Genomic DNA, 26,798 nt, shown 5'->3' with positions numbered 1-26,798 from the left:
TTGGATGCGGCTTATTGGGAATATTGTGACTGCCACCAATCCAGCCCATCCGGGCCAAGGTAGCGTTCAAAAATTGCCAGCAGCCGCCCGTCATCGCGCATTTCACGGATGATTTCGTCATAGCGGGCCAGGAAAACCTGTTTGTCAGGGTAATCCGATGCCTTGGAAAACGGATTGTAATAAGCCGCCCGGCGCAGCGGAGGATACAAAAAGGCAATCTTGCTGCGTTCGCCGCTTTGGATGGTTTCAAAAACAGTGCTCAAATAATTGACCGGTACGGCGTCAAACCGTTCCTGCAACAGCATCGGAATCAAAAGATCGTTGCGGGCAACCGTTTCGATATCCAGTCCGGATTCCCAGAATGCCTGTGTATAGGAATAGCCGGCAGCAGCCCCGATCCGGACATTGGACAGATCGGAAAAATCGGAAAACCGGATATGGTTGCTGTCTTCCTTGCGAATGGCAAAACGCCAGTCAAGCAGCAGGTGGGCTTCTTCCGGATAGGTCAGAAAGCGTTCGCGTTCGTCATTCAGCGACAGGGTCAGCACAATATCGGATTGTCCCTGTTCGGCATTATGAAGCAACCGCCGACCGGTATCGACAAAGCGGAATGTGTAATCCGTGATCCCCATTTCGCGCAGAACTTCGGTCATGATATCGACATCGATGCCAAGCGCCTTGTCATTGGACCACCATTTAAGGGGCGGTTCGCTCAGACATTCGATAATCAGTGTCCGTGCCTGGGCGGTGCTGTATGAAAACACCAAGACACACAGGGTCAGGCAAACAGCTGCCATCCGGAAGATGGCATTTGTTTCATGGCGTGTGTCGATCGGTTTTCTCATTTCTGTCGTCCGTTGTGGGCGGCTGGAACCGGTGCAACTTGATATAGACAGAGATTTAAAGTGAAAAAGCATTGCGAAAACAATAATGCACGGACCGAAAGCCAACAATCAATCTGTGCATGGGCGGAAGAAACCTTTGGTCCGGTGACCGATCCGAAAGCACTTTGGGATCGGGCCATGCTCGAAATGCATGAACTTGGTGATGCCATTGATCAGCGTGATCTGTCCGAAATCGGCAAAGAGGCCGCCGACGTGATGATATTGCTATATCGGCTGATGGATCAGTTCGGTCTGGAACTCGGCGCGCAATGCGACGCCAAGATGGCCATCAACCGATCGCGAAACTGGCAGTCAAAAGGCGACGGTACCGGTTCTCATATCTGATGCCGGACATTCCGGTGCCCAGACGTGATGTCCTAGGCACGCCTGTCTTTATATAAGTGCGGGATGCCCGGGCTTAATGTCCGCACCTGATGACCACACTTAATGCCCACACCTAATTTAAGTGCAGGATATCGGGGCGAAGTTTATCGGCTCATGGCCGTGCACCGGGTATATCTGGTGTGAACTCGGTTACACTTTTGCCGGGCTTTGATCTGTTTTGTGCAGGTCGGCCAAAAAGAATGTTCGTCCAAATCGGGGGATTCGTCGCGAAAATAGCGTGATCGAATACCCAAAGTGCCGTTTGGTTGATAAGGGCACGTTATAAAATAGTCGTACATCCCCCGCAAAAACGGGTGTTTTCGCAGTGTTTCGGGCCTTCTTTGCCAAAGAATGAAAAAGAGCGTCCAAATGCGCTTGCGCGGGGGTTGCCCACGCCATGGACATGTGATACCAAACGCTCGCTTCCCGGAAGGAGACCCTTTCGGGAGACCATTTTTTTATACGTATCCGAGTCGTTCTCATAACCAGAATTGAGGGCTTTCACCGGTGTCCCAAAATACTGCCGCGACCGGGCTCCAAGGGCGCTATGCCACTGCACTTTTTGACTTGGCCAATTCGGCCAAGCAGCTTGATGTTGTGAAAGGCGATCTTGAATTGCTCGACCAGGCCATCGCAAACAGCGATGACCTCCGGAATGTACTCCGCAGTCCCGTGATTTCCCGGGACGTGCAGGCCAAGGCGATGGCGGCTCTTCTGGACAAGCTTGGCGTTTCCGAGTTGACCAAGAAGACCGTAGGACTTCTGTCTCAGAAGCGTCGTCTGTTTGCCCTGCCGGGTGTTATCGATTCCTACCTTTCCATGCTCTCAGCTCACAATGGCGAAGTAACCGCACAGGTCACCTCGGCATCTGAGTTGAAAAAAGAGCAAATCGAAGCCGTTACCGGCGCTCTCAAAGAAGTTGTCGGCGCCACTGTCAAAGTGGACCTTAAAGTTGATCCGGCGGTTCTTGGCGGTCTTGTCGTCAAGGTCGGTTCCCGGGTTTTTGATGCCTCGCTTCGTACCAAACTGCAGAAGCTCGAGCTCGCTATGAAAGGGGTTGCGTGATGGAAATCCGCGCCGCGGAAATCTCCGCTATTCTCAAGGATCAGATTGCCAATTTTGGCGCTGAAGCCGAAGTTGCCGAAGTCGGTCAGGTTCTGTCCGTCGGTGATGGTATTGCCCGTGTTTACGGTCTGGACAATGTTCAGGCTGGTGAACTCGTTGACTTCCCGGGTGGCATTAAGGGCATGGCCCTTAACCTCGAAGAAGACAACGTTGGTGTCGTGATCTTCGGTTCTGACCGTTCGATCAAGGAAGGTGACCAGGTTAAACGTACTGGCGCCATCGTTGACGTTCCGGTTGGTAAAGAACTTCTCGGCCGCGTCGTTGACGCGCTGGGTAACCCGATCGACGGTAAGGGCGATCTGGGAACCAAAGAACGTCGCCTTGCCGACGTCAAAGCACCGGGCATCATCCCGCGTAAATCGGTTCACGAGCCGGTACAGACCGGTATCAAGTCGATTGACTCCCTGATCCCGATCGGCCGTGGCCAGCGCGAGCTGATCATTGGTGACCGTCAGACCGGTAAAACCGCCATCATCGTTGACACCATTCTGAACCAGAAGCCGGTGAACGATGCAGCGAAATCCGACAGCGACAAGATGTTCTCCATCTATGTTGCCGTTGGTCAGAAACGTTCGACCGTTGCACAGGTTGTCAAGGTCCTCGAAGAGCGCGGCGCAATGGAAAACACCATTGTCGTTGCAGCTACCGCGTCCGACCCGGCGCCGATGCAGTTCCTGGCGCCGTTCGTTGCTTGCGCAATGGGCGAGTACTTCCGTGACAACGGCATGCATGCAACCATCTTCTATGATGATCTGTCCAAGCAGGCAGTTGCATATCGTCAGATGTCCCTTCTGCTTCGCCGTCCGCCGGGACGTGAAGCATTCCCGGGTGACGTCTTCTATCTGCACTCCCGTCTGCTGGAACGTGCTGCGAAGATGAATGACGAAAACGGCGCTGGCTCGCTGACCGCACTTCCGGTCATTGAAACCCAGGGTAACGACGTTTCGGCGTTTATTCCGACCAACGTGATCTCGATCACCGACGGTCAGATCTTCCTTGAAACCGACCTGTTCTACAAAGGCGTACGCCCGGCTGTGAACGTTGGTCTGTCGGTTTCGCGTGTTGGTTCGTCCGCACAGATCAAAGCGATGAAGCAGGTTGCCGGCTCGATCAAGCTGGAACTCGCTCAGTATCGTGAGATGGAAGCATTCGCACAGTTCGCATCGGATCTTGATCCGGCAACCCAGAAACTTCTGGCTCGTGGCGCACGTCTGACCGAGCTGCTCAAGCAGCCGCAGTACTCGCCGCTCAAGGTCGAAGAGCAGGTCGTCGTGATCTATGCTGGTGTTAAAGGTTATCTCGACGGTATCGCAGTGAACAAAGTTCGCGCTTTCGAAGACCAGTTCCTGTCGGAAATTCGTTCCGCTGGTGCTGATATCCTCGATGCGATCCGCACCGAGAAGGTTCTGTCGGAAGACAGCGAAACCAAGCTTAAAGCGTTCCTCGACAAGTTCGCGAAAACCTTCGCGTAAGACTGAAACTTAGGCGAAGGAGGAAACGCAATGGCTAGTTTGAAGGATCTGCGCTCGCGCATTGCCAGCGTCAAATCGACGAGGAAGATTACCTCGGCGATGAAGATGGTGGCAGCCTCCAAGCTCCGTCGTGCACAGGATGCAGCCGAAGCAGCCCGTCCCTATGCTGAACGCATGGGGACGATGCTGGGTCGTCTTGCAGCCGCCGTCGGTAGCAATGAAGGCGCTCCGAAGCTTCTGGCCGGTTCGGGTAAAGACAATGTGCATCTGCTCGTTGTCTTCACCGCAGACCGTGGCCTTTGCGGTGGTTTCAACGCATCGATCGTCAAAGCTGCCCGTTTGAAAGCCAAGGCCCTGCAGGCCGAAGGCAAAACGGTCAAGCTGATCTGTGTTGGCCGCAAAGGCGCAGATGCGCTCAAGCGTGAATTTGGTGACAGTATTGTCGCCCGGTATACCGGCATCGAAGGCAAGAAGGGCATTGATTTCTCTTCTGCTTCCGAAGTTGGCGATAAAGTTCTGGCGCTGTATGACGAAGGCGAATTCGACGTCTGCACGATCTTCTACAACAAGTTCGTGTCCGCGATTTCGCAGGTGGCAACAGCACAGCAGCTCATCCCGTTTGTCGGTGAAGAAGCTGCTGAGCAGGAAGAAGCTACTGGTTCTTCTGCGGTTTATGATTACGAACCGTCCGAAGAAGCCATTCTGGCTGATTTGCTGCCGCGTAACGTTGGCGTCCAGATTTTCGGTGCAATGCTTGAAAGCAGCGCATCCGAGCACGGCGCGCGTATGTCCGCGATGGATAACGCAACCCGCAATGCCGGCGACATGATCGACCGACTGAGCATCCAGTACAACCGCTCACGTCAGGCTCAGATCACCAATGAACTGATTGAAATCATTTCCGGCGCCGAGGCTTTGTAAGCGGGTCGCAGGAAGTTAACGGATAGCTTTGTCCGAGCAGGAGACAATACCTATGGCGAACAAGAAGGCGGGGAAAATTTCCCAGGTAATGGGCGCCGTCGTCGACGTTAAATTCGACGGCGAACTGCCTCCCATTCTGAACGCGCTGCATGTTGACAACAACGGTCAGCGTCTGGTTCTCGAAGTTGCACAGCACCTTGGTGAAAATGCGGTTCGTACGATCGCAATGGACACCACCGAAGGTCTGAAGCGCGGTCAGGAAGTCATCGATACCGGTGACGCGATCTCGGTTCCGGTTGGTCCGGAAACCCTTGGTCGTATTCTGAACGTGATCGGCGAGCCGGTTGACGAACGTGGTCCGGTTACCGCGACCAAAACCGCACCGATCCACCGTGAAGCACCTGACTTCATCGATCAGGCAACCGACACCGAAATTCTGGTTACCGGCATTAAGGTCATCGACCTTATCGCTCCGTACACCAAAGGTGGTAAAATCGGTCTGTTCGGTGGTGCAGGCGTTGGTAAAACCGTTCTGATCATGGAACTGATCAACAACGTTGCCAAAGGCCACGGCGGCTACTCTGTTTTCGCTGGTGTTGGTGAACGTACCCGTGAAGGTAACGACCTCTATCACGAGATGATGGAATCGGGCGTTATCAATCCGGAAGGCGAATCCAAAGCCGCACTGGTTTATGGCCAGATGAACGAACCCCCGGGAGCACGTGCACGTGTTGCTCTGACCGGTCTGACCCTTGCGGAATACTTCCGTGACGAAGAAGGCCAGGACGTTCTGTTCTTCGTCGATAACATCTTCCGCTTCACCCAGGCTGGTTCGGAAGTGTCGGCACTTCTCGGTCGTATCCCGTCTGCTGTGGGTTATCAGCCGACGCTGGCAACCGACATGGGTGCGCTGCAGGAACGTATTACCTCGACCAAAAAAGGTTCCATTACCTCGGTTCAGGCAATTTACGTCCCGGCCGATGACTTGACTGACCCGGCACCGGCAACCTCGTTTGCTCACCTTGATGCAACCACCACGCTGAACCGTCAGATTGCCGAGCTTGGCATCTATCCGGCAGTTGACCCGCTCGATTCCACCTCGCGTGCACTCGATCCGGGCGTGATTGGCAAGGAACACTACGAGACCGCTCGTGAAGTTCAGCGTGTTCTTCAGACCTACAAAGGTCTTCAGGACATCATCGCCATCCTCGGCATGGACGAGCTTTCGGAAGAAGACAAGCTGATCGTGGCACGTGCCCGTAAGATCCAGCGTTTCCTTTCGCAGCCGTTCCACGTTGCAGAAGTCTTTACCGGTACTCCGGGCGTATTCGTTCAGCTCGAAGACACCATCAAGGCTTTCAAAGCGATCTGCGCTGGTGAATATGACCACATGCCGGAACAGGCATTCTACATGGTCGGCACCATCGAAGAAGCCATCGAAAAAGCCAAGAAGATGGCCGAAGCTGCCTAAGGCAGTTTCGGTCCCCCTCCGGCTAAGGAGCGAGGATTGTCATGACTGATACGACTGTACTGGAACTTGTTTCACCGTCTGCCCTGCTCAAATCAGAGCCGGTCGAGATGGTCGTTGTTCCGGGCACGGACGGGAATTTTGGTGTGCTGCCGAAGCATTCGCCGATGATCTCGACCATTCGTCCGGGTGTCATCGACATCTATGCAGGTGGTAAGGTTTCCGAACGTATCTTCGTCGCCGGTGGTGTCGCAGAGGTTAATCCCGAGCGTTGCACCATTCTGGCAGAAGAAGCGGTTCCGGTTGCCGATCTGAAAGCTGACGAAGCACAGGCACGTCTTGAGCAGGCAACTGCCGACCTCAAGGCAGCCAGCACTGCCCACGACAAGGCAAATGCCGAGCGCGCGCTCGAAATTGCCCGTGCACAGATTGCTGCCCTGACCAACTGATCGTCAGTTGAAATATTCCTGAAAAAGGCCGCCCTTGTGGGCGGCCTTTTTTGTTGGGGTGTCTCGTTCTGATAGATGTCCATCATATGATGGTGACACCATAATTCAGGATGCGCTGCGCATGGCTTTTGGATGGCTTCGCAGCGTCCCTGACCTTGTAATCGGGATATCTCCATACCGAATTTCGCAGCCTTGATGCGCAGATTCACGCCGCAGTCATGCGTGGCATGGACTGGGCCCGCTATCTGCTTTGCTGTGGGGCAGGTGTGGCCCGGTCTGGCTCGGTCCAATCTAGCCTAGCCCAGCCCACGATCAGCAGAGGTACCTGTCTGGTGTGGTCTCTGGTCCTATCCGCGACGCCAGCCCGACTGTGCCCGAAGGGATGTCTGCTGCAAAACCCATCCGCCACCAAACCCGATGAAGCCGATCAGTGCCACGGCTCCTGCCGCAAGGGGCACCATCATTACCGCGGTCTCCGCGACGTCGAATGATCCGATGCGCGATGCTGCCAGCACAGCGACACTTGTCCCGGCCACCGTGCCCAGCACTCCGCTTGCTGCAACCACAATTCCGGTTTCAAGTGCGCCTGTCCGAATGATTTGCCCCGGTCGAATACCAAGGGCACGCAGCATTGCAAGATTGGCCGCGCCATCCTGGCGCAGGGCAATCAACCCGGTCACAATCACCAGCAAGGCCCCGACGGTTGCCAACACGGTCAACAGCAACAGAACGCCGTGCACCCGGTCAAACAGGGTACCAAGGCGATCCATGACATCCGATACCCGGATCATCGGAACGGCGGGAAACTTATCGCCAAGGCGGCGGATCGCGGCGGCGGTATTTCGGGATGGGGATGACGGGGCGAGGTCAATTGTCGTGATCACGCCATGGGAAAATGGCGGGTGCATCGGGGACAATACCATCGGAAAATCAAGGCCAAGGCGCGACCAGTCGATTTTGCGCAGATTGGCGATCTTTACGTCATGCCGCTGACCCAGAATATTGACCGAAATGCTGTCACCGAGCCCAAGACCAAGTGCATGGGCAATATCGGCATCAAGCGACACAAGGTTTGCATTGATGCTATCGCCCGGCCACCAATCACCAGTCACGAGTTCGGCCTTTTGCAATGTTGCGTTTGGGTGACGCGCCCAGGACAGACCCCGGTCACCGCGGATAAACCAGTGATAGCGTCGCGGCACCTGATCAAGGACAACCGGCTTGCCGTTAAGATGCGTTATCCGACCATGCACGAATGGCATTTGTTCGATCGCTTCCACCGATGGCACGGCAAGGGCGGCAGCCCGGAAAGTGGCCTGCTGATCCGGGGGCAGGTCAAAAAACACCAGATCGGGTGTTTCGGTCGGCAAGACGGATCTAAGGTGATGTCCCGCCAGTGCCCCGAACACAATGACCGCAAACAGGCATGTCACTGCCAGACCAAATGACGCGGCAACAGTAACTGTCGGGCTGGTCGGGCGGGCAATATTGCGCAGGGCCAGTCTCAAGGATGGTGATCCCGCGCATCGATGTGCGGCCAATGCTGAAACCTTGCGCACCAAAAATCCGACGCCGATAAATCCCGACAGACACAGCACAAGCACCGCGATCAAAATACCGGAAAACCATCCAGGCCCGATCAGGCGCATTGCAAACCAGATAACGGCGATGGCCGATGTCAGGATTGCTGCGCGCAATAGCCACGCCCCGGAATGTTGCGTGCCTGACCCGCGTGGCGTTTTGTCGGTCTGATGGCGAAACAACAGGGCCGGCTTGACCGCGCATGCCGCGTGTATCGGCCCGATTGACAGCAAAGCCACAAAACAGGCAACAAAGCCCGTAATATCAGTCCATTGATGGACTGAAGGGTTAAGTGTAACACCAAGGTTGCTTGCAAATATCGGGGCGATCGTACCGGCCAAAAGCTGGGTGATAAATGCCGAAACAATCAATGCCACAACCGAAATTCCCCCGACCAACCCGGCGATGGTGATGCCAAGTTGCCCCGGTCTGACCCCGACGGCGCGCATCAGGGCAAACTGGTCCTGCCGCCCGTTCAAATCGGATCGAACGGCATTGGCAATCGCGCTCATTGAAATGGCAAAGATCGCAATGCCGATCAAACTGACAAAGGCTGTGGCGAACTCGCCGATCCGCTCGATACCCGGGATGCCATCGGCTGCATTCACAATGCGCCAGCCACTTTCGGGAAAACGGGCTTCGATATCGGCGATCACCTGACTGTTGGGGCGGGGATCAGCTTGGCTGCGTTTCAGTCGGCTATACCAGTAAACCTGTTTGTCTGAAGATAGCAGGGCGTTCTTTCGATAGTCATCAAGCGATACGATAATGCGCGGTCCCAGTGAAAACAGCCTGAACTGTCGTTCCGGTTCGGCCAGCAACCCTGCGCGAATACGGTATTGCTGATCGCCGAGATGAATGACATCGCCGATCGAAAGTCCGCTTTGATCAAGAAAATCCTGATCAACGATTGCTCCGGGCAGGTTTTTGTTGCCACCGGCATGATCATCATCATCGTTTGCCAGAATGGCGCTGACCGGGCCGGGCGGCGAAAGCTTCACATCCCCGAACAGCGGATATGTCCGGTCAACGGCCTTGAGTTCCGATAAAATTCCGGGTTGATCGGGTTCGGGGTGGATCATGACGCGTTGTTCGGCACTGACACCCACAATGCCGAAAGTTTCAAGAAACCCCAACTCCGCATCTGTTGGCGGTCGGTGAAACAGCCGCAACGAGATATCGCCACCGATTGTTTGTTCGGCCGACTGGCGCAGCGCATCGCGTACTGAATGGGTCATGCTGACCGTCAGTGACAGGGTGGTGATTGCAAACACCAGGGTCGCAAACAGCGCCCATATGTCCGCAGTCGGTCTGCGAAGCTGACAATGGACAAAGCGACCGATGGCTTTGCATGCGGCGTAACGCGAAGAAGATGATGGCAGGCGGGACATGCGCGTCTCGCTGGCAGGTGGGTTACGGCGTCGGGGTTAAAGCCAGCCCCAGCCAGAAGGATTCGATCATTTTCATCAGATCGATGAATTCTGTCACATCGACCGGTTTGCGCAAATAACAGTTTGCCCCGGCAGCATAACAAAGATCCACATCGTGGTCCGCACCCGATGTGGTCAGGACAATGACAGGGATTGATGCCGAATTGGGATCATTGCGGATATCGCGCAGCATTTCGCGACCATCCTTGCGCGGCATATTAAGATCAAGAAGAATCAGGCGCGGGCGCGGCGCATTCCGATAGGGGCCGTCTTGCTGCAGGAACTGCAACGCTGTCGTGGCATCCTTGACGTGATGCAGCTCCACCGGGCGTTTGAATTCCCGAAGAGCTTCGCGCACAAGACGTGCGTCACCCGGATTATCTTCAATCAGCAACAGATTGTTCGTTATGCCATTTGCGTGAGCCGACATTGCACCCATTATCCAATCGGGTGGGTAGTTATCCTATACCCCGTCCCTGTTTCCCGCTCTGCGAATCTCTTGAATTATAAAAAGAAAAGAGAACGATGGTTCCCCAACCATCGACCGCACCCCATATCCTAGAATAGCAATTTGCTAAATTAGCTACCCTTAAGACTGGTTCTCATACTTTGACACGAAAATCAAATCAATAAGGCCTTGTTAAAGTAGAAATCATTATTCTTACGTATGAAATATAATATCTCATAAGTGGTGGTGGAAGGGGAGAAGGGATATTTTTATCACCGCCGTATCCGCCGGGTTTCCGGGCGGATCATGATGGGTGAAAACGGGCGGTATCGCCCGGCTGGCAACGTGTCGGGGAATGGTTGCCAGGTTCATCAACTGCAAACAGTTTTACAGCACCATTCCGCGAATTTCCAGCCTCGATCATCGGAGCACGGGCTGATCGGGATCTAGTTTGCTGTGATCCCGATCTCTTTTGCCAATGCATCAAACCGGGCGACCAGGTCGGGCTGATCGGCAAACACATCCGATGCCTTCTGATAGGCGGCCTGTGCCTTGTCCTGTTTCCCCAGCACCATATAGGCCTGCATCAGCCGTGCCCAGCCTTCCGGATCGTCCGGATTGCTTTCAAGACGATCGGCCAGCCCATCGACCATCGAATTGATCATGTCCTGACGTTCTTCGGGTGTCATTTGCTGGGCGGCGGCAACATCGTCCTGGCTTGGACCATTGGATGGCGCGGCCTTTGCGACATCAAGTCGCCCTTCGATATCAATTCCCTGGGCAAGGGCGGCATCCTTGATCCGGGCAACCACCATCGGCAACCAGGCCGCATCAGCCGGGGCACTGTTGGCAAGCGCGATCCAGCGATCAACAGCCGCGGCAATATTGCCATCCTGTGCATCGGCAAGGCCCAGATAATACTGGATGCGCGGGTCGCCGCTTTGGGTTGTCGCGGCTTCTTTAAGGACACCGCGTGCGGTCGCATTGATCTGGCCATTGTCGCCACGGATCAGGCTTTCGGCATACATGGCAAGATAATCGCCATCGCGATCAGACAGTTTGACGGCCTCAAGAAACGCAGTCTGTGCCTCGACCGGGCGGCCAAGCGCCATCAGGCTGGCGCCAAGCAATTCCCACCCTTTAAGGTTTTCCGGATCGGCAATCAGCTTTTGCGAAAGATCACTGACCGCGCGGTTGAGTGCGGCAAGCCGGTCGCTATTGATCGATTCTGCCTGTTGAATGGCATTGATTTCATCAGCCCGGCTGGCAATCGGGCGGTCGGGCATATCGGGGCTGCCAAGATCAAGATAAAGCCCGAACCCGCCAATCAGAAACAGCACAATCGCAAGGGCGGAATATATCCGAAGCGACGGCTTGCCGATGCGTGATGTCGCACCACTTTCCCGGGCCTTGATGCGCTGATCCGCATTCAGGATACGGCGTTGCACTTCGATACGTGCCGCATTGGCCTGTTCGGTATTCAGGACACCGCGTTCGATATCGCGCTCGATCTCGGCCAGTTGGTCGCGATAAACCGCAAGATCATGGTTCAGTTCGTTATTGCCGTTTTGATCGTCGTCATCAGACGCCGCATCGGCACCCGTTTCACGCTGACGCAGGACCGGCCAAAGGACAAAGCCCGCAACAAGAAGCGTAATGGCGGCAAGAACAATCCAGATGGTCATGAAGGTTTCCTAGCCCTGACGCTTATTCTGCGGGAACGGCTTTGGCCGCTGCCTTGTGGGAACGGGTCGGTGCACCAATCCGGTAACGTCTGTCCGAAAGCGACATCAGCCCGCCAAACACCATGATCAGGCCGCCGGCCCACATCCACGGGATCATCGGTTTGACATAGAACCGCGTGATCCACTTGCCGCTTTCATCCTGATCGCCGATCACGGCATAGATATCGCCGGTAAAGCTTGATTGAATGCCGGCCTCGGTGGTGGGCATGCCCTCGACCGTATAGACACGTTTTTCCGGTGTCAGAATGACCGTGCGTTCACCCGGTGTGGCAATGGTGATGGTTGCTTCACGGGCGACAAAGTTCGGCCCCTGATATTCCCGGATCGCGCTAAGCGTAAAGGTATGATCGGCAATTTGCGCACTTTCCCCGACCGCAAGCGACTGCACGGCTTCTTCGGTCCAGGCTTGAGATCCGGTAATCCCGGCAACCACGATTGCCACCCCGGCATGGGCCAGCATGGTGCCATGGGCCGAACGCGGAAGGTTCTTCATCCGGCGCAGACTGGTGGCGAACGGTTCGCGCAAAAGCTTTATCCGCCCGGCCCATTCAAGGATCGATCCGACAAACAGCCAGGTCGCCAGTCCAAGCCCGAACAGGGCAAAGGCCGGCCCGCCGGCAAGCCACAAGGTGACCAGAATGACCACAACCGTTGCTGCCAGCGCGATCTTGAGCTTGTTGAACACGCCCAAAAGGTCGGCACGTTTCCACGGCATCAGCGGACCCAGTGCCATGGCAATGATGACCGGGGTCATGATCGGCACAAAGGTCGCGTTGAAGAACGGCGCGCCTACTGAAATCTTTTCCCCGGTCACGGTTTCAAGCAACAGCGGATAAAGCGTGCCAAGCAACACCATGGCCGCCGCAATCGAAAGCAGCACATTGTTAAACACAAGTGCGCCTTCGCGTGAAATCGGCTGGAACAGTCCGCCACCCCGAAGGTTGGGCGCACGCCATGCATAAAGGCCAAGCGACCCGCCAACCGTAATAAACAGCAAGAACAGAATAAACACGCCACGCGTCGGATCGGTGGCAAAGGCATGAACCGATGTCAGCGCCCCGGAACGCACCAGAAACGTCCCAAGCAACGAGAACGAAAAGGCCAGGATCGCCAAAAAGATCGTCCAGCTTTTCAGCGCATCACGTTTTTCAACCACAATCGCCGAATGCAACAGCGCCGTACCGGCAAGCCATGGCATGAAGGATGCGTTTTCCACCGGATCCCAGAACCACCAGCCGCCCCAGCCAAGCTCGTAATAGGCCCACCAGGAACCAAGCCCGATACCAGCGGTCAGAAAGACCCATGCCGCAAGCGTCCATGGACGGACCCAGCGCGCCCATGCCGGGTCAACCCGTCCTTCAATCAGGGCGGCGACTGCAAAGGCAAAGGCAACGGAAAACCCGACATAGCCCAGATACAGGAAGGGCGGATGGATGGCGATGCCCGGGTCTTGCAGCAACGGGTTCATGCCCTCACCATCAAGCGGCGGGTTGATCACGCGCTCAAACGGGTTTGAGGTCAGAACGATAAACAGAATGAAGCCAACACCAATCAGCCCCATCACGCCCAGCACGCGGGCCAGAAGCGTTGGCGGAAGATTGCGCCCGAACGCGGCAACCGCACCACCAAACAGGGTCAGGATCATCACCCAAAGCAGCATCGATCCTTCGTGGTTCGCCCACACACCGGTGATCTTGTAGATCATCGGTTTGGAGGTATGGCTGTTGGACAGAACATTGAGAACAGAGAAATCAGACGCCACATATGCATAGGTCAGCGCCAGAAAACTGGCGGCGACCAGTGCAAAACAGGTGATCGCCAGTCGCGGCGCCACCATCAAAAGAACCGGGTCTCTGCGCGATGCGGCCAAAAACGGCAAGGTCGACTGGGCGAGTGCCACAACAAGTGACAATATCAGTGCGTAATGTCCGATCTCTACAATCATTAGGTTCTCTCTTGTGCGCCCGATTGCGAGATATAATCCCTTAAAACAGGCTTGGAAACCTTGCGGAATATCAAATATGCGCTATTTGCTGCACAACGCTGGGCGAAAATATGGCAATAGTCATTACATATTATGCTCAAACAGGCTATAAAACCGCTGTCAGGTGGCAGATTGGGCGGCCAGAGGTCAACAACGTATGAGTCAATGTCCCGTCATTGACATAGCGCAGAAAGAAATGTGGGCACGTCGTGCAACGACGGCCTCCATTGTCATTGCTGCGACCCTGATTATCATCAAGGCTGTTGGCTGGTTCCTGACGGACTCGGTTAGTCTGCTGTCCTCCATGATTGATAGTATGCTTGATGTAGGCACGTCTGTGATCAACTTCATGGCGGTCCGTTCGGCATGGCGCCCGGCCGATCATGATCACCGTTTCGGCCATGGCAAGGCAGAACCCCTTGCCGGGCTGTTTCAGTCGGCCTTCATGATCGGGGCGGCTGTTCTGGTCCTGGCCGAAGCCGCATCAAGGCTCAATGAACCCAAACAGATTTCCTTTGCCTATGAAGGCATCTGGATCATGGCAGTGTCACTTGTCATGACAGTCGGTCTGGTACTGTTGCAGCGCAAGGCAGTGCGAATGTCGGGCTCGGTGGCGGTTGATGCCGATTCCATGCATTACAGCAGCGACATTCTGGCCAATCTTGCCGTGATCATTGCCCTGTTTGCCGGGGTATCCGGATTTGCCTGGGCCGATCCGGCAATCGGCGCACTGGTGGCAAGCTTCCTGCTGTTTTCCGCGATCAAGGTTGGACGCAATTCGGTCAAGGTCCTGATGGATGCGGAACTGCCCGATTCCGACAGCCAGCGCATTATCGAACTGACCATGAAAAACGCATCGGTGATCGGCATTCACCGCCTGCGCACACGGTCATCGGGTGTGCATCGCTTTGCCGAGATCGAACTGATCATGGATGGCGGGATGTTGATGCGCGAAGCGCACACCATCTGCCATCAGGTAATGGACAGCATCCGTTCCGAATATCCCGATCTTGATATCACCATCCATCCCGAACCGCCCGAAGACATCCATCTCGATGAATATAGCGGCTATACCGAAGACCCGGAATTCTGGCACACCGGTCGCGCCAAACGCGCCGGCCAACACGACATCCCGGTTTCCAACGCCGGAAGCGAAGTCGCCGCGATGGGGCGTTAACTGTCAAAAGACTAGGCTTGAATGAAAACGGCTGGAAACATGTTCCCAGCCGTTTTGTTTATGATGATGTTGGGTGTGGCTATCAGTCCCAGCTAAGCGCGCCGCCGTTCTGATATTCGATCACCCGGGTTTCAAAGAAGTTCTTTTCCTTTTTCAGATCCATGGCCTCTGACATCCAGGGGAACGGGTTTTCGACCTCGTTAAATACCGGGGCAAGGCCAAGCTGCCCGCAACGGCGGTTGGCGATGAAATGCATATATTGCTCACACAACTCGGCATTCAGGCCAAGGAAGCCATTGGGCATGGTGTCGCGTCCATAGGCCGCTTCAAGTTCGGCGGCATCACGCAACATCGCACGTATTTCTTCCTGAAATTCCGCTGTCCAAAGATGCGGGTTTTCAGCCTTGATCTGGTTGATGACATCAATCCCGAAATTGAGATGGATGCTCTCGTCACGCAGGATGTACTGATATTGTTCGGCAATACCGACCATCTTGTTGCGCCGGCCAAGTGACAGGATTTGCGCAAATCCTGTATAAAACCACATGCCTTCAAACACGACATAGAACGCCACAAGATCGCGCAGGAAATCCTGATCGCGTTCGGGCGTGCCGGTGGCAAAATTCGGATCATCAAGGTGTTTGGTGTAATGAAGCGCCCATGCCGCCTTGTCGGTGATTGACGGCACTTCGCGGTACATGTTGAAAAGCTCGCCCTCATCCAGACCAAGGCTTTCGACAATATACTGGAATGTATGGGTATGAACCGCTTCCTCGAAGGCCTGTCGTAAAAGATACTGGCGGCATTCCGGGTTGGTCAGGTGGCGATAAATTGCCAGAACGATGTTGTTGGCAACAAGGCTTTCGGATGCGGCAAAGAAACCCAGATTACGTTTCAGCATCCGACGTTCATCATCGGTCAGACCATCGCGCGATTTCCATAATGCAATGTCGGCCTGCATGGAAACCTCGGTCGGCATCCAGTGATTGTTGCAACCCGCAAGGTACTTGTCCCAGGCCCAGCCGTATTTAAGCGGCAGAAGCTGGTTCACATCGGCCCGCGAATTGATCATCGCCTTGTCACTGACCGTGACACGACCGCCGGAACGATCAATCTCGCCAAGTCCGGTGGCATCATTTGTGCCATCACCGGTATCGGGCGAAACCGGGGCGTCGGGTGTGTGGTTGGACGCGATCGGGGCGTCGTTTTCAATCCAGTCAAGCATGGTTCTTCTTCCGGTTTCTGGTTACTGGCAGGCTTCGCAATCAGGGTCGTCAAGGGAACATGCCTTGCCCCAGACGTCCCCGCCGGTAATCTCATCGGATGCGGCGCCCGCATCAATGACGGCGGATGGACGATTGCTGACTGCGGGCGCTGGTGCTGGCGCGGTGACAGGCGAAGGCGATGGGACAGGGTTTGCGGCTTGCGGGGTATTCACCACCGCATTCAGCCGACCATCGGTGCCCTTAAGTGTCGATTTCTCGACATGGGTCGCGGCACTTGATCGCAGGTAATAGGTGGTTTTAAGTCCGCGCAACCACGCCAGACGATAAAGATCATCAAGCTTTTTGCCAGACGGATTGGCGATATAAAGGTTCAGGGATTGCGCCTGATCAAGCCACTTCTGACGACGTGACGCCGCCTCGATCAACCAGGATGAATCAAGTTCAAATGCGGTTGCATAAAGCGCCTTGAGGTCATCGGGAATGCGGTCAATCTGGCCGATGCTGCCATCATAATATTTCAGGTCGGATATCATCACCTCGTCCCAAAGACCGCGTTCTTTCAGATCACGGACAAGGGCGGCATTGACCACCGTGAAATCGCCAGACATGTTCGATTTCACAAACAGGTTGCGATAGGCGGGCTCAATTGACTGGCTGACGCCGCAGATATTGGAAATCGTTGCCGTCGGGGCGATTGCCATCGTGTTGGAATTACGCATGCCGGTGGTTTTGACCCGTTCGCGCAACCCATCCCAGTCCAGACGCTGGCTGCGGTCGACATCAAATTCGGCACGAACCTTGGCAAGCAGTTCAAGCGAGTCAATCGGAAGGATGCCCTTCGACCACAGTGATCCGTCGAAACTCTCATAGCGACCACGCTCGACCGCCAAATCAACCGATGCCGAAATGGCGTGGAAGGAAATGGCTTCCATGCTTTCATCGGCAAATGCGACGGCCTCTGACGAGGCATAGGCGATTTTCAGTTTCTGCAACGCATCCTGAAAACCCATCAATCCAAGACCAACCGGACGATGGCGCAGGTTGGAATAGCGTGCCTCCGGAATGGTATAGAAATTGATATCAATGACGTTATCCAGCATCCGCATTGCGGTTTTGACCGTTTGTGCCAGCTTGTCGTGATCAAGCCCGTCTTCGGTGACATGGGCCAGAAGGTTGATCGAACCAAGGTTACAAACCGCGACCTCGTCTGCCGATGTATTGAGTGTAATTTCCGTGCACAGGTTTGATGAATGCACCACGCCACGATGTTGTTGCGGGGACCGGATATTGCACGGGTCCTTGAAGGTGATCCATGGATGACCGGTTTCAAACAGCATGGTCAACATGCGCCGCCAAAGATCCACCGCGCGCACGGTTTTGAAATTCGTGATTTGGCCGCTATTGGCCTTGGCTTCATATGCCTCATACGCGGTCTTGAATTTCGCACCATAAAGATCATGCAAGTCCGGCGTGTCATCGGGCGAAAACAGGGTCCATGGCGCATCTGCCATCACCCGTTCCATGAACAGGTCCGGCACCCAGTTGGCCGTGTTCATATCATGCGTCCTGCGGCGGTCATCGCCCGTGTTCTTGCGCAGATCAAGGAACTCTTCGATATCGATGTGCCATGTTTCGAGATAGGCACAAACAGCCCCCTTGCGCTTGCCACCCTGATTAACCGCAATGGCGGTGTCATTGGCGACTTTCAGAAACGGAACCACGCCCTGGCTTTGACCATTGGTGCCCTTGATATGCGCGCCAAGACCACGCACTGGGGTCCAGTCATTGCCAAGACCGCCGGAATATTTCGCCAAAAGCGCGTTGTCCTTGACCGATTTGAAAATGCCATCAAGGTCATCGGGCACGGTGGTCAGGAAGCAGGATGACAATTGCGGGCGGCATGTCCCGGCATTGAACAGGGTCGGGGTCGATGCCATGAAGACAAAGGTGGAAAGCTGATCATAAAATTCGATTGCCTTGGCTTCGCGGTCGATCTCACGGATGGCAAGACCCATGGCAACCCGCATGAAAAAGGCCTGTGGCAGTTCAAACCGCGACCCTTTGACATGCAGGAAGTAACGGTCATAAAGTGTCTGAAGTCCCAGATACTGGAAGTTCAGATCGCGTTCCGGTTTGATCGCAGCGGCAATCTTTTTCAGGTCAAACTTTGACAATTCCGGATCAATCAGACCGGCCTTGATGCCAGCCGTGATCGCGGCGGGGAAATAGGTCGCGTATCGTACGCCCATCTCGGCCTGGGTGGCTTGTTCGGGCTGGTCGAAGACAAAGCTCAGGGCTTCTGTCCGAAGCTTGTCAAGTAACAAGCGTGCGCTGACAAAGGCGTAATTCGGTTCGCGCTCTACCAGTGTTCGGGCTGCCATGATTGGGGCAAGTGCCAATTCCCCGGTGGTGACACCGTCATAAAGGTTCTTTCTGGTTTCTTCCATGATCGGTGCTGTGCTGACGCCATCAAGGTCGCCACAGGCCTCAGCAATCACGGTCGCCAACCGGTCAATATCAAGCAACCTTTTGCTGCCGTCGGGCAGGGTGACATGAAGTTCGGGCTGCCCGGCCTTTTTGCTTTTCTTGCGTGCATCAAGCTTGGCGCGTTCGCGCGCACGGTCTTCACGATACAGGACATAGGCGCGCGCAACCTTGTGATGTTCGCTGCGCATCAGGGCCAGCTCGACCTGATCCTGTATATCTTCGATCTGAAGGGTATGGCTCGGCGCGGCCCGCTTTAACAAGGTCGTGGTAACCTGATCGGCCAATCCATCGACAATGTCATGTACCCGATGTGATCCCGACGCGGTTTCGCCCTCGGCGGCAAGAAATGCCTTGGTCAGGGCTGTTTTGATTTTGGTTGCATCAAAGGCCGTAACCGATCCGTTGCGACGGATCACCTGATAGATGGTTTGTGAATTTGATGAAGGATCGGAAACGGCTGGCCGTTCCAACTCGACTGTTTCTGACATCGTAAGCCCCAATCATATGGGGGCAAAGGCCAAACGGAGGTATGCAGGGATGATTGGCGGTCTGCCAGTCAGATCACAAGCACTCCACCGGGACACCCCGCCCGTGAATGTTTACGTTCGCTCACGGCAGGTCTCCTGGCTTGCGGATCGATGCTTCATCCGGCCTTCCCGAAATGCCAAGCATTTCAGTGACCATGGTTGGATTAAAGCTAGCCGCTTACAGTTGCGGGGGCAGCTTCGGCATTGTCGTGCATATGCAAAACGCACCGAATTCCCTCTTAGCCTTCAAACCGATATGGTTCGGTAAGAAGGACCGTGATGTCTATATATTGGGTTCGGATTGAAAATTTCGTCAATATATATGTTTTCTTGACAGGTTTTACCGATCCCGGTGATCGGGCGCGAAGCCAAGAATTATCAGTCTATATAAGCAGATCCAAAAAAAAAGTGACGGGCCCTTTCGGGGCCCGTCCTTTTTTCTTCTTTGGTTTGCTGTGTCGGAACTTGATGACCGAAATCAGAGAACCGTAAGCATGCTTGCAACCAGCGGATGGCGAACAATGTCCTTGTCGCGCAGCTGGACACAGGCGACATCTTCGACATTTTCAAGTCGTTCGGACATTTCCGAAAGACCCGACATTTCCGGCAGAAGGTCGGTCTGATCCGGGTCGCCGGTCAGGATCATGGTAGAATTCCAGCCCAGACGGGTCACCAGCATCTTGAGCTGCCCGTATGTGCAGTTCTGGGCTTCGTCGATGACGACGAAGGCATTGTTCAGGGTACGGCCACGCATATAGCCGATCGGGGCAATCTCAATCGTGCCGTCCGAAAGGTATGTGCGCAGGCGCTTGGTGCCAAGGCGATCATTAAGCGCGTCATAAAGCGGGCGAAGATACGGGGCCATCTTGGCTTCGACATCGCCGGGCAGGAAGCCGATATTTTCCCCGGCTTCAACAGCCGGGCGGGCCAGAACGATACGACCGATATCACCCTTATCAAGGGCTTCGACCGCCTTGGAAACCGCGATATAGGTTTTACCGGTGCCTGCCGGGCCAAGGGCAAGGACCAGGTTGAAGGCATCAATGGCCTCCATCAATGCGGCCTGGTTTTCACTTTTCGGGCGGATGTTGCGGCGGTAGCTTTGATCGCGTTGTCCTTTCTGTTCTGCGGCTTCCCCCTGAAGCGGGTGCCAGTCAGCGTTCTTTTCATCAAACAGTTCATGGACATTGTTGTCGGACTGTTGCGGACGGTTACGACGGCGTGCTGCGCGCTTACCCATGACGATCACCTCATCAAATGTGCCAAAAAAGCAAAACGCGCCATTCCGTCATGGAAAGGCGCGCATTCAATTTTCATCTTGCGATGGAAGTGGCGGTAGGAGTTTCCGCCGGTCACAACATGTTGCATGTGCGATCCGGGGGGCGAAAATTCTCGTTGTAAGACGCTTTTTCGCGGCACTCGGGAACCCCTCCTGCGGTCCAGTGATTGACCGTTGATTGGAATCGTACCCCTATATGCAGTGTCTTGTCACGGTTTTTTGCACGATGAAATTTTCGTGAATCCGGATTGTGAGTCTTTTCAGTCATTTATGCCGCATCTGCGAAAGAACTTTTTTATTCAACTCTGCGGTGTGATGGCGCTTCTTGCCGGAAGGGCGGCACTGATGATCCAGCTGATGGTCAAAAACGCGATCGACGTCACAAGGCATCCGACCAGCCCGCCATAGGAATAGGCAATACCCGACAGAATGGTCCCGCAAAGCCGCCCGATGGCATTGGACATGTAATAAAACCCGACATTCATCGCGACCTTGTCGCCATCGGCATAGGCGAGGATCAAATAGGAATGCAGCGACGAGTTCACGGCAAAGACAATCCCGAACACCAAAAGTCCGCCCAGAACTGCAAGTTGTGGCGCAATCCCCTGTGTGACGGCTGCGGCAATGGCAGTGGTCACCGCGATCAGGACTGCGATCCAGAACCGGGCGGTGCGGCCATCGGGTTCGTGTGATCCGGCCCGCAGCATTTTGGGGGCGAAGGCCTGAATGAAGCCGTATCCGATCACCCAAAGCGCCATATAGGTGCCAACCTCGATATGGTTCCAGCCCAGTTCGGCGGCCAAAAACACCGGCAGGCCGACCACAAACCAGATATCACGCGACCCGAACAGGAAAAGCCGTGCCGCCGACAGGACATTGATCTTGCGGTCACGCGAAAAGACGTCACGGAATTTGGGTTTGATCTTTTCAGATGGTCCGGACATCGCATTGCCCAGTGACAGTGCAACCGCGATCAGCGTGATGGCAAGACCGACCGCCATGGCAAGCAACGCCCCGGAAAATCCAAGCCAGGACAAAAGCGCACCGCCCATGAAAAAGCCGACCCCTTTAAGGGCGTTTTTCGATCCGGTCAAAAGGGCAACCCATTTGAAAAGCGCACCCCCGGCATCGGCAGGCACCAGAACCTTGATTGCCGATTTGCTCGACATCTTGGTCAGATCCTTGGCAACCCCCGATGCGGCCTGAAGTCCCATGACATAGATAACCGAAATGGCCGGTGCCCAATCGGCCTGTGTTTGCGAAAGCGCAGCAAGCGATGCGATCTGAAGGATCAATCCGCTATAAAGGGTAAAGCGCAGCCCGCGTGTTTGTGCCAGCCATCCGCCAACCAGATTGGTTACAATCCCCGCCACCTCATAAAGGATGAACAGAAGGGCTATTTCAAATGCCGAATAGCCAAGGGCATGGAAATGCAACAGCACCAGCATCCGCAACGCCCCGTCAGTCAGGGTGAAGCCCCAATAGGCCCCGGTCACAAGTGCATAATTGCGAATGGCAGATGACATGATCGGCATTCCTAAAGCGATTGCGCGACTTTGGCAGCCAGATCCGCCATACGACAGACATAGCCCCATTCATTGTCATACCAGGCCAGTATTTTGACCTGTCGCTTGTCGATCACCATGGTCGATCCGGCATCAATGATCGAAGACCGGCTGTCATTAAGGTAATCAACACTGACAAGCGGGCGGTCTTCATAGCCCAGAATACTGGCAAGATAGGTTTCCGATGCCTCGCGCATCAGGCGATTGACCGTTTCAACATCGGTATCGCGCGCCACTTCAAACACGCAATCGGTCAGCGATGCGTTAAGAAGCGGCACACGCACGGCAATCCCGTTCAATTTGCCTGCCAATTCCGGATAAATCATCGTGATCGCGGTGGCGGACCCCGTGCTGGTCGGGATCAGGGATTGCAGGCACGACCGCGCCCGGCGCAGGTCATTATGCGGAAGATCGACAATCGTCTGGGTGTTGGTGACATCATGGATGGTGGTGATCGAACCATGCTTGATGCCCAGTTGTTCATGGATGACCTTGACCACCGGGGCCAGACAATTGGTGGTGCAGCTTGCCGCAGTCAAAAGATGATGTGTCGCCGGATCATAAAGATCATCATTGACCCCAAAGACGATATTAAGCGCACCTTCCTTGACCGGGGCTGCGACAATGACCTTTTTTACACCCTGATCAAAATAGGGCTGAAGCGTTTCGGGCGTTTTGAATTTGCCGGTGCATTCCAGAACGATGTCGCACCCCATGCCGATCCAGTCGGTGTCGGCCGGTGTGGCGTTTTCGGAAAACGAAATATTGTGAGTCTGATCAATCACCACCTGATCATTGATGCAATCAACCCGGTTGGACCAGCGGCCATGAACCGAATCAAATTCCAGAAGATGGGCCGCGGTTTTGGCCCCGCCCCGGATTTCATTGATATGAACAAATTCAAGGTTCGGGTGCCCCCAGCCCGCCCGTAAAACCAGCCGCCCCATGCGGCCGAAACCGTTGATGCCGATGCGTATTTTCTTGCTCATCTCGATAACCTGAATGCGTGGATTACTTGTTTTGCGGGGCGGTGTTTGATGCGAACCAGCCACGTGACCGGTTGGCAATGGCAACCAGCGACAACATCACCGGAACTTCGACCAGGACGCCGACCACGGTCGCCAATGCCGCACCCGATGAAAAGCCGAACAGGCCAATGGCGGTGGCGACCGCCAGCTCAAAGAAGTTTGATGCACCGATCATTGCCGATGGGGCGGCAATCCTGTGCTCCACCCCCAGAAACTTGTTGGCGACATAGGCGATGGCAGCAATGAAATAGGTTTGCAAAATGATCGGCACGGCCAGAAGCGCGATGATGATCGGTTGGGAAATGATCTGTTGCCCCTGAAAGGCAAACAGCAAGACCAGTGTTGTCAGTAGTGCGATCATCGAAACCGGTTTGAGCCGGGCATCAAATGCATTGAAATGATCAATGCCGCCCGTCATTACCCGGTTTCGGATCACCTGACCGGCAATCACCGGAATGACGATAAAGGCGACGACCGAAATGGTCAGGGTTTCCCACGGAATGGTAATCGCCGAAATACCAAGCAACAGCGCAACAATCGGGGCAAAGGCGAAAATCATGATGGTGTCGTTAAGGGCCACCTGCGTCAGGGTGAAATTGGCATCCCCCTTGGTCAGGTGCGACCAGACAAACACCATCGCCGTGCACGGAGCCGCCCCCAAAAGGATCAGGCCTGCGACATAGCTTTCAATCTGGGCTTCGGGTAAAAGCGGGCGAAACAGAAACCCGATAAACAGCCAGCCAAGGGCCGCCATGGTGAACGGCTTGATCAGCCAGTTCACACCAAGTGTCACGCCAATGCCGCGCCATTGCCGACCGACTTCGTGCAGGGCGCCAAAATCGACCTTCATCAGCATCGGCACGATCATCAACCAGATCAGAACCGTTACCGGCAAATTGATCTCATAGGCCGTCAGGTTGCCGATCGCCTGAAAAAGGGCCGGAAACAGTTCGCCAAGCACAATGCCGGCCACGATGCTGACCGCAACCCAAACCGTAAGGTAGCGTTCAAACAATCCCATGGCGGCGGTGTCCTTTTTCTGTGTCATGCATCCTCGCGATCTGAAATATGGCCGATCCTGTCGATTTCCTTTTGCAGCGACAGGCGATCAAGCGACGCAAAAGGCAGGCTTGTGAAAATCGAAATCCGGTTGCGCAACATCCGATAGGTATCGGCAAAGGCCAGCCGTTTTTCGGCGTCGCTGCCGGTAACCGCGGCCGGGTCAGGCACACCCCAATGGGCGGTCATCGGGGATCCGGGAAAGATCGGGCAATCTTCATTGGCGGTGGCGTCGCAAACGGTGAAAACGAAATCAAACCTGATTTCGTCCTGCTCGGAATAGACTTCCATCCCCTTTGAGGAAAAGCTGCTGATATCGTGCCCAAGGCTGGTCAGAAGCTCCTGCGCATAGGGGTGAATTTCGCCCCGTGGGTAGGACCCGGCGCTAAAGCCAAAGAAATGATCGTGACCTTCCTTTTTCAGGATGGCTTCGGCCAGGATGCTGCGCGCCGAATTGGCCCGGCACAGGAAAAGCACGTTATAGGTTCCACCAGACATGTGTTTGTCCCCTGAAAGGCAGATTGAATTAACAGCATTCTGTCTTTGGTGCCGTTACCGGTACCAGCCCGCAAAGTTCCGGGCGCCCCTGACAGCAGTCATCGGTCAGAAATCCCAGCAATGCCCGCATGGCGGCGGGAACAATGCGATAAATCATGGATCGGCCATCGCGCGTGGCGGTGATCAGTCCCGCATTGCTCAATGTTGCCAGATGCGATGACATTGTGTTGTGCGGGATGCCGATTTGGCGTGCCAGTTCCCCGGCGGCCATGCCGGTTTCCCCGGTCGCAGCCAGCAAGCGAAAAGCAGCCAGTCTGTGTTCCTGTGCCAATGCGGCCAGGGCGGTAATTGCGTTATTTGTGTCCATATGTCTGGAATTATCGACATATTGATCAATTGGCAAGTGACAATTGCGTGTCATGATCTTGCTTTAAACCCGGGTTCAAAATTTATGTTTTGAAATCAATTCTTTATTCGCAGCGCAAAAATATGTTTAAATAACTAGAAATATAGTTATGATTGCGACATGAAAGAAAAAGACATCGCACCTGCCTTTGCGGCACTGGGTCATGAAGCTCGATTGAAAATCTATCGCCAACTGGTCAAGGCCGGACGCGATGGGTTGAATATCGGTGATATTGGCCGTTTGCTTGGATTGCCGGCATCGACCCTGGCGCATCATCTTGGCACGCTGGTTCAGGCCGGTCTTGTTACCCAGGAAAAACAGGGCCGTGAAACCCGCAACCGGGCGGATTTTGACGTGATGCAAAATATCGTCGGCTTCATTGCCGATGAATGTTGCAGCGGTGTTGATCTTTCACCCTTGTCATCAGGCGGTTCCACAACCGAAACCGATGCCACAAGTAACAAGGATTCCAGGGCCCTTGCATAAGCGGGTCTTTTGTTTGGGATAATATAACTAATTTTCTAGGGATATGGATATGACTGCCCTGACATTGCAACTCCGCCGCATCGGCGTTTCAGCCCGTCATTTTGACCGCGTTCTGTTGGCGGGACTGGCGATTTTGCTGGCGGTCTATCTGTTCGATCCTGCGCAACTGGTGCCAAGCATTGAATTCACCTTTGATGCCTTTATCGGGACCGCGCCCTATTTGTTGCTGTCGATCGCGATTGCTGCCTATGCCACGGCAAGCGGGGCGGATAACCTGATCTCGCGGGCCTTTGCCGGGCATCCGGTGCGCATGGTCTTTACCGCAGCCGCATTCGGGGCCTTGTCACCGTTCTGTTCCTGCGGGGTTATTCCGCTGATTGCCGCCCTGCTGGCCATGGGGGTTCCGCTTGCCCCGGTTATGGCATTCTGGCTGGCATCGCCGGTGATTGATCCGGCGATGTTTGTTTTGACGGCGGGCACCTTGGGAACCGATTTCGCGGTGATCAAAATGATTGCCGCCATCGCGCTTGGTCTGATGGGCGGGTTCGTCACCATGTGGCTGGTGGGGCGCGGGTTCCTGTCTGATCCGCTGCGCGACGGGGTTGGCAATGGCGGATGCGGCGGGGCCAAGGTGCGCGCGCCCAAGGATGTCGTCTGGAAATTCTGGCAGGATGGCGACCGGGTGATCAGGTTCCGCAAATCGGCGCTTTCAAACATGTTCTTCCTTGGCAAATGGATGGCTTTTGCCTTTTTGCTCGAAAGCATGATGGTGGCCTATGTTCCGGCCGAAAGTGTCAGCGGCCTGCTTGGCGGGGATGGTATTGGTCCGATTGCCATTGCCACCCTTGTTGGTGTTCCGGCCTATTTGAACGGTTACGCCGCCCTTCCGGTGATGCAGGGCCTGATTGCGCAGGGCATGCAATCGGGGGCGGCGATGGCGTTTCTGGTCGCGGGCGGCGTGTCATCAATTCCGGCGGCAATTGCGGTGTTTGCCTTGGTGAAAAAGCCCGTCTTTGTCCTGTATCTGGCCTATGCGCTGGTCGGATCGTTCGCAATCGGGGTGATTTCGCAGATTTGGCTGGGCTGATTGCAGCCCTACATGCCCGATATGACGATTTCACGGTGGCATTGGGCGTAAAAATCGCTACATTGCGCGCCAAGAAATTCAT

At 55.0% G+C, this 26,798-nt stretch carries 22 protein-coding genes and 1 riboswitch; of the genes, 9 read left to right on the top strand and 13 right to left on the bottom strand.

Features of this window, described 5'->3' with window-relative positions; translation table 11 throughout:
* Positions 1-11: 11 nt before the first annotated feature.
* A complete protein-coding gene (locus WA429_RS09185) occupies positions 12-845 on the bottom strand; it encodes a substrate-binding periplasmic protein (RefSeq protein WP_068519906.1) in 834 nt (277 codons plus the stop codon).
* 60 nt (positions 846-905) lie between these two features.
* On the opposite strand from WA429_RS09185, the gene WA429_RS09180 reads away from it, so the two are divergent.
* From WA429_RS09180 to atpC, 6 genes are all read left to right on the top strand, one after another.
* The gene (locus tag WA429_RS09180; RefSeq protein ID WP_101247281.1) at positions 906-1,229 is read left to right on the top strand and encodes a nucleotide pyrophosphohydrolase; all 324 of its coding nucleotides are present in this window, start codon (positions 906-908) and stop codon (positions 1,227-1,229) included.
* A gap of 546 nt (positions 1,230-1,775) precedes the next feature.
* Positions 1,776-2,333, top strand: coding sequence for a F0F1 ATP synthase subunit delta (locus tag WA429_RS09175; protein ID WP_068519904.1), 558 nt, complete (start codon positions 1,776-1,778; stop codon positions 2,331-2,333).
* Positions 2,333-3,865 (top strand): F0F1 ATP synthase subunit alpha, encoded by a 1,533-nt coding sequence (gene atpA / locus WA429_RS09170; RefSeq protein WP_068519903.1) that lies wholly within the window; start codon positions 2,333-2,335, stop codon positions 3,863-3,865. The genes WA429_RS09175 and atpA overlap by 1 nt, the downstream gene beginning before the upstream one ends.
* A gap of 30 nt (positions 3,866-3,895) precedes the next feature.
* Positions 3,896-4,786 carry a F0F1 ATP synthase subunit gamma gene (locus tag WA429_RS09165; RefSeq protein WP_068519902.1) on the top strand — a complete coding sequence of 297 codons (891 nt, stop codon included), beginning with the start codon at positions 3,896-3,898 and terminating at the stop codon, positions 4,784-4,786.
* Positions 4,787-4,838: 52 nt separating this feature from the next.
* Positions 4,839-6,257 carry a F0F1 ATP synthase subunit beta gene (gene atpD, locus WA429_RS09160; protein WP_068519901.1) on the top strand — a complete coding sequence of 473 codons (1,419 nt, stop codon included), beginning with the start codon at positions 4,839-4,841 and terminating at the stop codon, positions 6,255-6,257.
* A gap of 41 nt (positions 6,258-6,298) precedes the next feature.
* Positions 6,299-6,703 carry an ATP synthase F1 subunit epsilon gene (gene atpC / locus WA429_RS09155; RefSeq protein WP_068519900.1) on the top strand — a complete coding sequence of 135 codons (405 nt, stop codon included), beginning with the start codon at positions 6,299-6,301 and terminating at the stop codon, positions 6,701-6,703.
* Positions 6,704-7,050: 347 nt separating this feature from the next.
* Here the strand turns inward: atpC and WA429_RS09150 are convergent, their stop codons facing one another.
* From WA429_RS09150 to WA429_RS09135, 4 genes are all read right to left on the bottom strand, one after another.
* Entirely contained in the window at positions 7,051-9,675 is a 2,625-nt protein-coding gene (locus WA429_RS09150; protein ID WP_287465278.1) for an ABC transporter permease, read from the bottom strand.
* Positions 9,676-9,697: 22 nt separating this feature from the next.
* Entirely contained in the window at positions 9,698-10,144 is a 447-nt protein-coding gene (locus WA429_RS09145; protein WP_068520018.1) for a response regulator, read from the bottom strand.
* 464 nt (positions 10,145-10,608) lie between these two features.
* A complete protein-coding gene (gene ccmI / locus WA429_RS09140) occupies positions 10,609-11,847 on the bottom strand; it encodes a c-type cytochrome biogenesis protein CcmI (protein ID WP_287465279.1) in 1,239 nt (412 codons plus the stop codon).
* A gap of 22 nt (positions 11,848-11,869) precedes the next feature.
* Positions 11,870-13,852 carry a heme lyase CcmF/NrfE family subunit gene (locus WA429_RS09135; protein WP_287465280.1) on the bottom strand — a complete coding sequence of 661 codons (1,983 nt, stop codon included), beginning with the start codon at positions 13,850-13,852 and terminating at the stop codon, positions 11,870-11,872.
* Positions 13,853-14,087: 235 nt separating this feature from the next.
* Between WA429_RS09135 and WA429_RS09130 the strand changes: the two genes are divergently transcribed.
* Complete coding sequence (locus tag WA429_RS09130; protein WP_228196060.1) at positions 14,088-15,068, top strand: cation diffusion facilitator family transporter; 981 nt, start codon at positions 14,088-14,090, stop codon at positions 15,066-15,068.
* Positions 15,069-15,150: 82 nt separating this feature from the next.
* Here WA429_RS09130 and WA429_RS09125 read toward each other — a convergent pair whose 3' ends face one another.
* The 8 genes from WA429_RS09125 to WA429_RS09090 form a co-directional block, all read right to left on the bottom strand.
* A complete protein-coding gene (locus WA429_RS09125; RefSeq protein WP_287465281.1) occupies positions 15,151-16,293 on the bottom strand; it encodes a ribonucleotide-diphosphate reductase subunit beta in 1,143 nt (380 codons plus the stop codon).
* 21 nt (positions 16,294-16,314) lie between these two features.
* Positions 16,315-19,269 (bottom strand): ribonucleoside-diphosphate reductase subunit alpha, encoded by a 2,955-nt coding sequence (locus WA429_RS09120; RefSeq protein WP_287465283.1) that lies wholly within the window; start codon positions 19,267-19,269, stop codon positions 16,315-16,317.
* A gap of 108 nt (positions 19,270-19,377) precedes the next feature.
* Positions 19,378-19,602, bottom strand: a riboswitch (cobalamin riboswitch).
* A gap of 184 nt (positions 19,603-19,786) precedes the next feature.
* Positions 19,787-20,548 carry a PhoH family protein gene (locus WA429_RS09115; RefSeq protein ID WP_068519893.1) on the bottom strand — a complete coding sequence of 254 codons (762 nt, stop codon included), beginning with the start codon at positions 20,546-20,548 and terminating at the stop codon, positions 19,787-19,789.
* Positions 20,549-20,886: 338 nt separating this feature from the next.
* On the bottom strand, positions 20,887-22,113 hold the full coding sequence (gene arsJ, locus WA429_RS09110) for an organoarsenical effux MFS transporter ArsJ (RefSeq protein ID WP_287465285.1): 1,227 nt from the start codon (positions 22,111-22,113) through the stop codon (positions 20,887-20,889).
* Between the two features lie 11 nt (positions 22,114-22,124).
* Complete coding sequence (locus WA429_RS09105; protein WP_287465287.1) at positions 22,125-23,141, bottom strand: ArsJ-associated glyceraldehyde-3-phosphate dehydrogenase; 1,017 nt, start codon at positions 23,139-23,141, stop codon at positions 22,125-22,127.
* Positions 23,142-23,163: 22 nt separating this feature from the next.
* Positions 23,164-24,201: an ACR3 family arsenite efflux transporter gene (arsB, locus tag WA429_RS09100; RefSeq protein WP_287465525.1), complete on the bottom strand. Its 1,038-nt coding sequence runs from the start codon at positions 24,199-24,201 to the stop codon at positions 23,164-23,166.
* Between the two features lie 23 nt (positions 24,202-24,224).
* Positions 24,225-24,737, bottom strand: coding sequence for an arsenate reductase ArsC (locus tag WA429_RS09095; RefSeq protein ID WP_287465288.1), 513 nt, complete (start codon positions 24,735-24,737; stop codon positions 24,225-24,227).
* Between the two features lie 28 nt (positions 24,738-24,765).
* On the bottom strand, positions 24,766-25,104 hold the full coding sequence (locus WA429_RS09090; RefSeq protein ID WP_287465289.1) for an ArsR/SmtB family transcription factor: 339 nt from the start codon (positions 25,102-25,104) through the stop codon (positions 24,766-24,768).
* 159 nt (positions 25,105-25,263) lie between these two features.
* Between WA429_RS09090 and WA429_RS09085 the strand changes: the two genes are divergently transcribed.
* Complete coding sequence (locus WA429_RS09085) at positions 25,264-25,629, top strand: ArsR/SmtB family transcription factor (protein WP_114113189.1); 366 nt, start codon at positions 25,264-25,266, stop codon at positions 25,627-25,629.
* A gap of 49 nt (positions 25,630-25,678) precedes the next feature.
* Entirely contained in the window at positions 25,679-26,716 is a 1,038-nt protein-coding gene (locus tag WA429_RS09080) for a permease (RefSeq protein ID WP_114113214.1), read from the top strand.
* Positions 26,717-26,798 lie beyond the last annotated feature (82 nt).

It is taken from the genome of Thalassospira sp. CH_XMU1420-2 (assembly GCF_037029325.1).
Taxonomy (GTDB): Bacteria; Pseudomonadota; Alphaproteobacteria; order Rhodospirillales; family Thalassospiraceae; genus Thalassospira; species Thalassospira povalilytica.
The sequence above is the reverse complement of the archived record's forward strand: the minus strand, read 5'-3'. Positions and strand labels throughout refer to the sequence as shown.

What these genes read in the sequence shown, in the direction of transcription:
- arsJ (WP_287465285.1), bottom strand. Translation starts at nt 22,113, where the DNA reads ATGTCATCTGCCATTCGCAATTATGCACTTGTGACCGGGGCCTATTGG.
- atpA (WP_068519903.1), top strand. Translation starts at nt 2,333, where the DNA reads ATGGAAATCCGCGCCGCGGAAATCTCCGCTATTCTCAAGGATCAGATT.
- WA429_RS09150 (WP_287465278.1), bottom strand. Translation starts at nt 9,675, where the DNA reads ATGTCCCGCCTGCCATCATCTTCTTCGCGTTACGCCGCATGCAAAGCC.
- WA429_RS09105 (WP_287465287.1), bottom strand. Translation starts at nt 23,141, where the DNA reads ATGAGCAAGAAAATACGCATCGGCATCAACGGTTTCGGCCGCATGGGG.
- WA429_RS09090 (WP_287465289.1), bottom strand. Translation starts at nt 25,104, where the DNA reads ATGGACACAAATAACGCAATTACCGCCCTGGCCGCATTGGCACAGGAA.
- WA429_RS09095 (WP_287465288.1), bottom strand. Translation starts at nt 24,737, where the DNA reads ATGTCTGGTGGAACCTATAACGTGCTTTTCCTGTGCCGGGCCAATTCG.
- WA429_RS09125 (WP_287465281.1), bottom strand. Translation starts at nt 16,293, where the DNA reads ATGCTTGACTGGATTGAAAACGACGCCCCGATCGCGTCCAACCACACA.
- ccmI (WP_287465279.1), bottom strand. Translation starts at nt 11,847, where the DNA reads ATGACCATCTGGATTGTTCTTGCCGCCATTACGCTTCTTGTTGCGGGC.
- WA429_RS09080 (WP_114113214.1), top strand. Translation starts at nt 25,679, where the DNA reads ATGACTGCCCTGACATTGCAACTCCGCCGCATCGGCGTTTCAGCCCGT.
- arsB (WP_287465525.1), bottom strand. Translation starts at nt 24,201, where the DNA reads ATGGGATTGTTTGAACGCTACCTTACGGTTTGGGTTGCGGTCAGCATC.
- WA429_RS09145 (WP_068520018.1), bottom strand. Translation starts at nt 10,144, where the DNA reads ATGTCGGCTCACGCAAATGGCATAACGAACAATCTGTTGCTGATTGAA.
- WA429_RS09120 (WP_287465283.1), bottom strand. Translation starts at nt 19,269, where the DNA reads ATGTCAGAAACAGTCGAGTTGGAACGGCCAGCCGTTTCCGATCCTTCA.
- WA429_RS09085 (WP_114113189.1), top strand. Translation starts at nt 25,264, where the DNA reads ATGAAAGAAAAAGACATCGCACCTGCCTTTGCGGCACTGGGTCATGAA.
- WA429_RS09165 (WP_068519902.1), top strand. Translation starts at nt 3,896, where the DNA reads ATGGCTAGTTTGAAGGATCTGCGCTCGCGCATTGCCAGCGTCAAATCG.
- WA429_RS09135 (WP_287465280.1), bottom strand. Translation starts at nt 13,852, where the DNA reads ATGATTGTAGAGATCGGACATTACGCACTGATATTGTCACTTGTTGTG.
- atpC (WP_068519900.1), top strand. Translation starts at nt 6,299, where the DNA reads ATGACTGATACGACTGTACTGGAACTTGTTTCACCGTCTGCCCTGCTC.
- atpD (WP_068519901.1), top strand. Translation starts at nt 4,839, where the DNA reads ATGGCGAACAAGAAGGCGGGGAAAATTTCCCAGGTAATGGGCGCCGTC.
- WA429_RS09130 (WP_228196060.1), top strand. Translation starts at nt 14,088, where the DNA reads ATGTGGGCACGTCGTGCAACGACGGCCTCCATTGTCATTGCTGCGACC.
- WA429_RS09115 (WP_068519893.1), bottom strand. Translation starts at nt 20,548, where the DNA reads ATGGGTAAGCGCGCAGCACGCCGTCGTAACCGTCCGCAACAGTCCGAC.
- WA429_RS09185 (WP_068519906.1), bottom strand. Translation starts at nt 845, where the DNA reads ATGAGAAAACCGATCGACACACGCCATGAAACAAATGCCATCTTCCGG.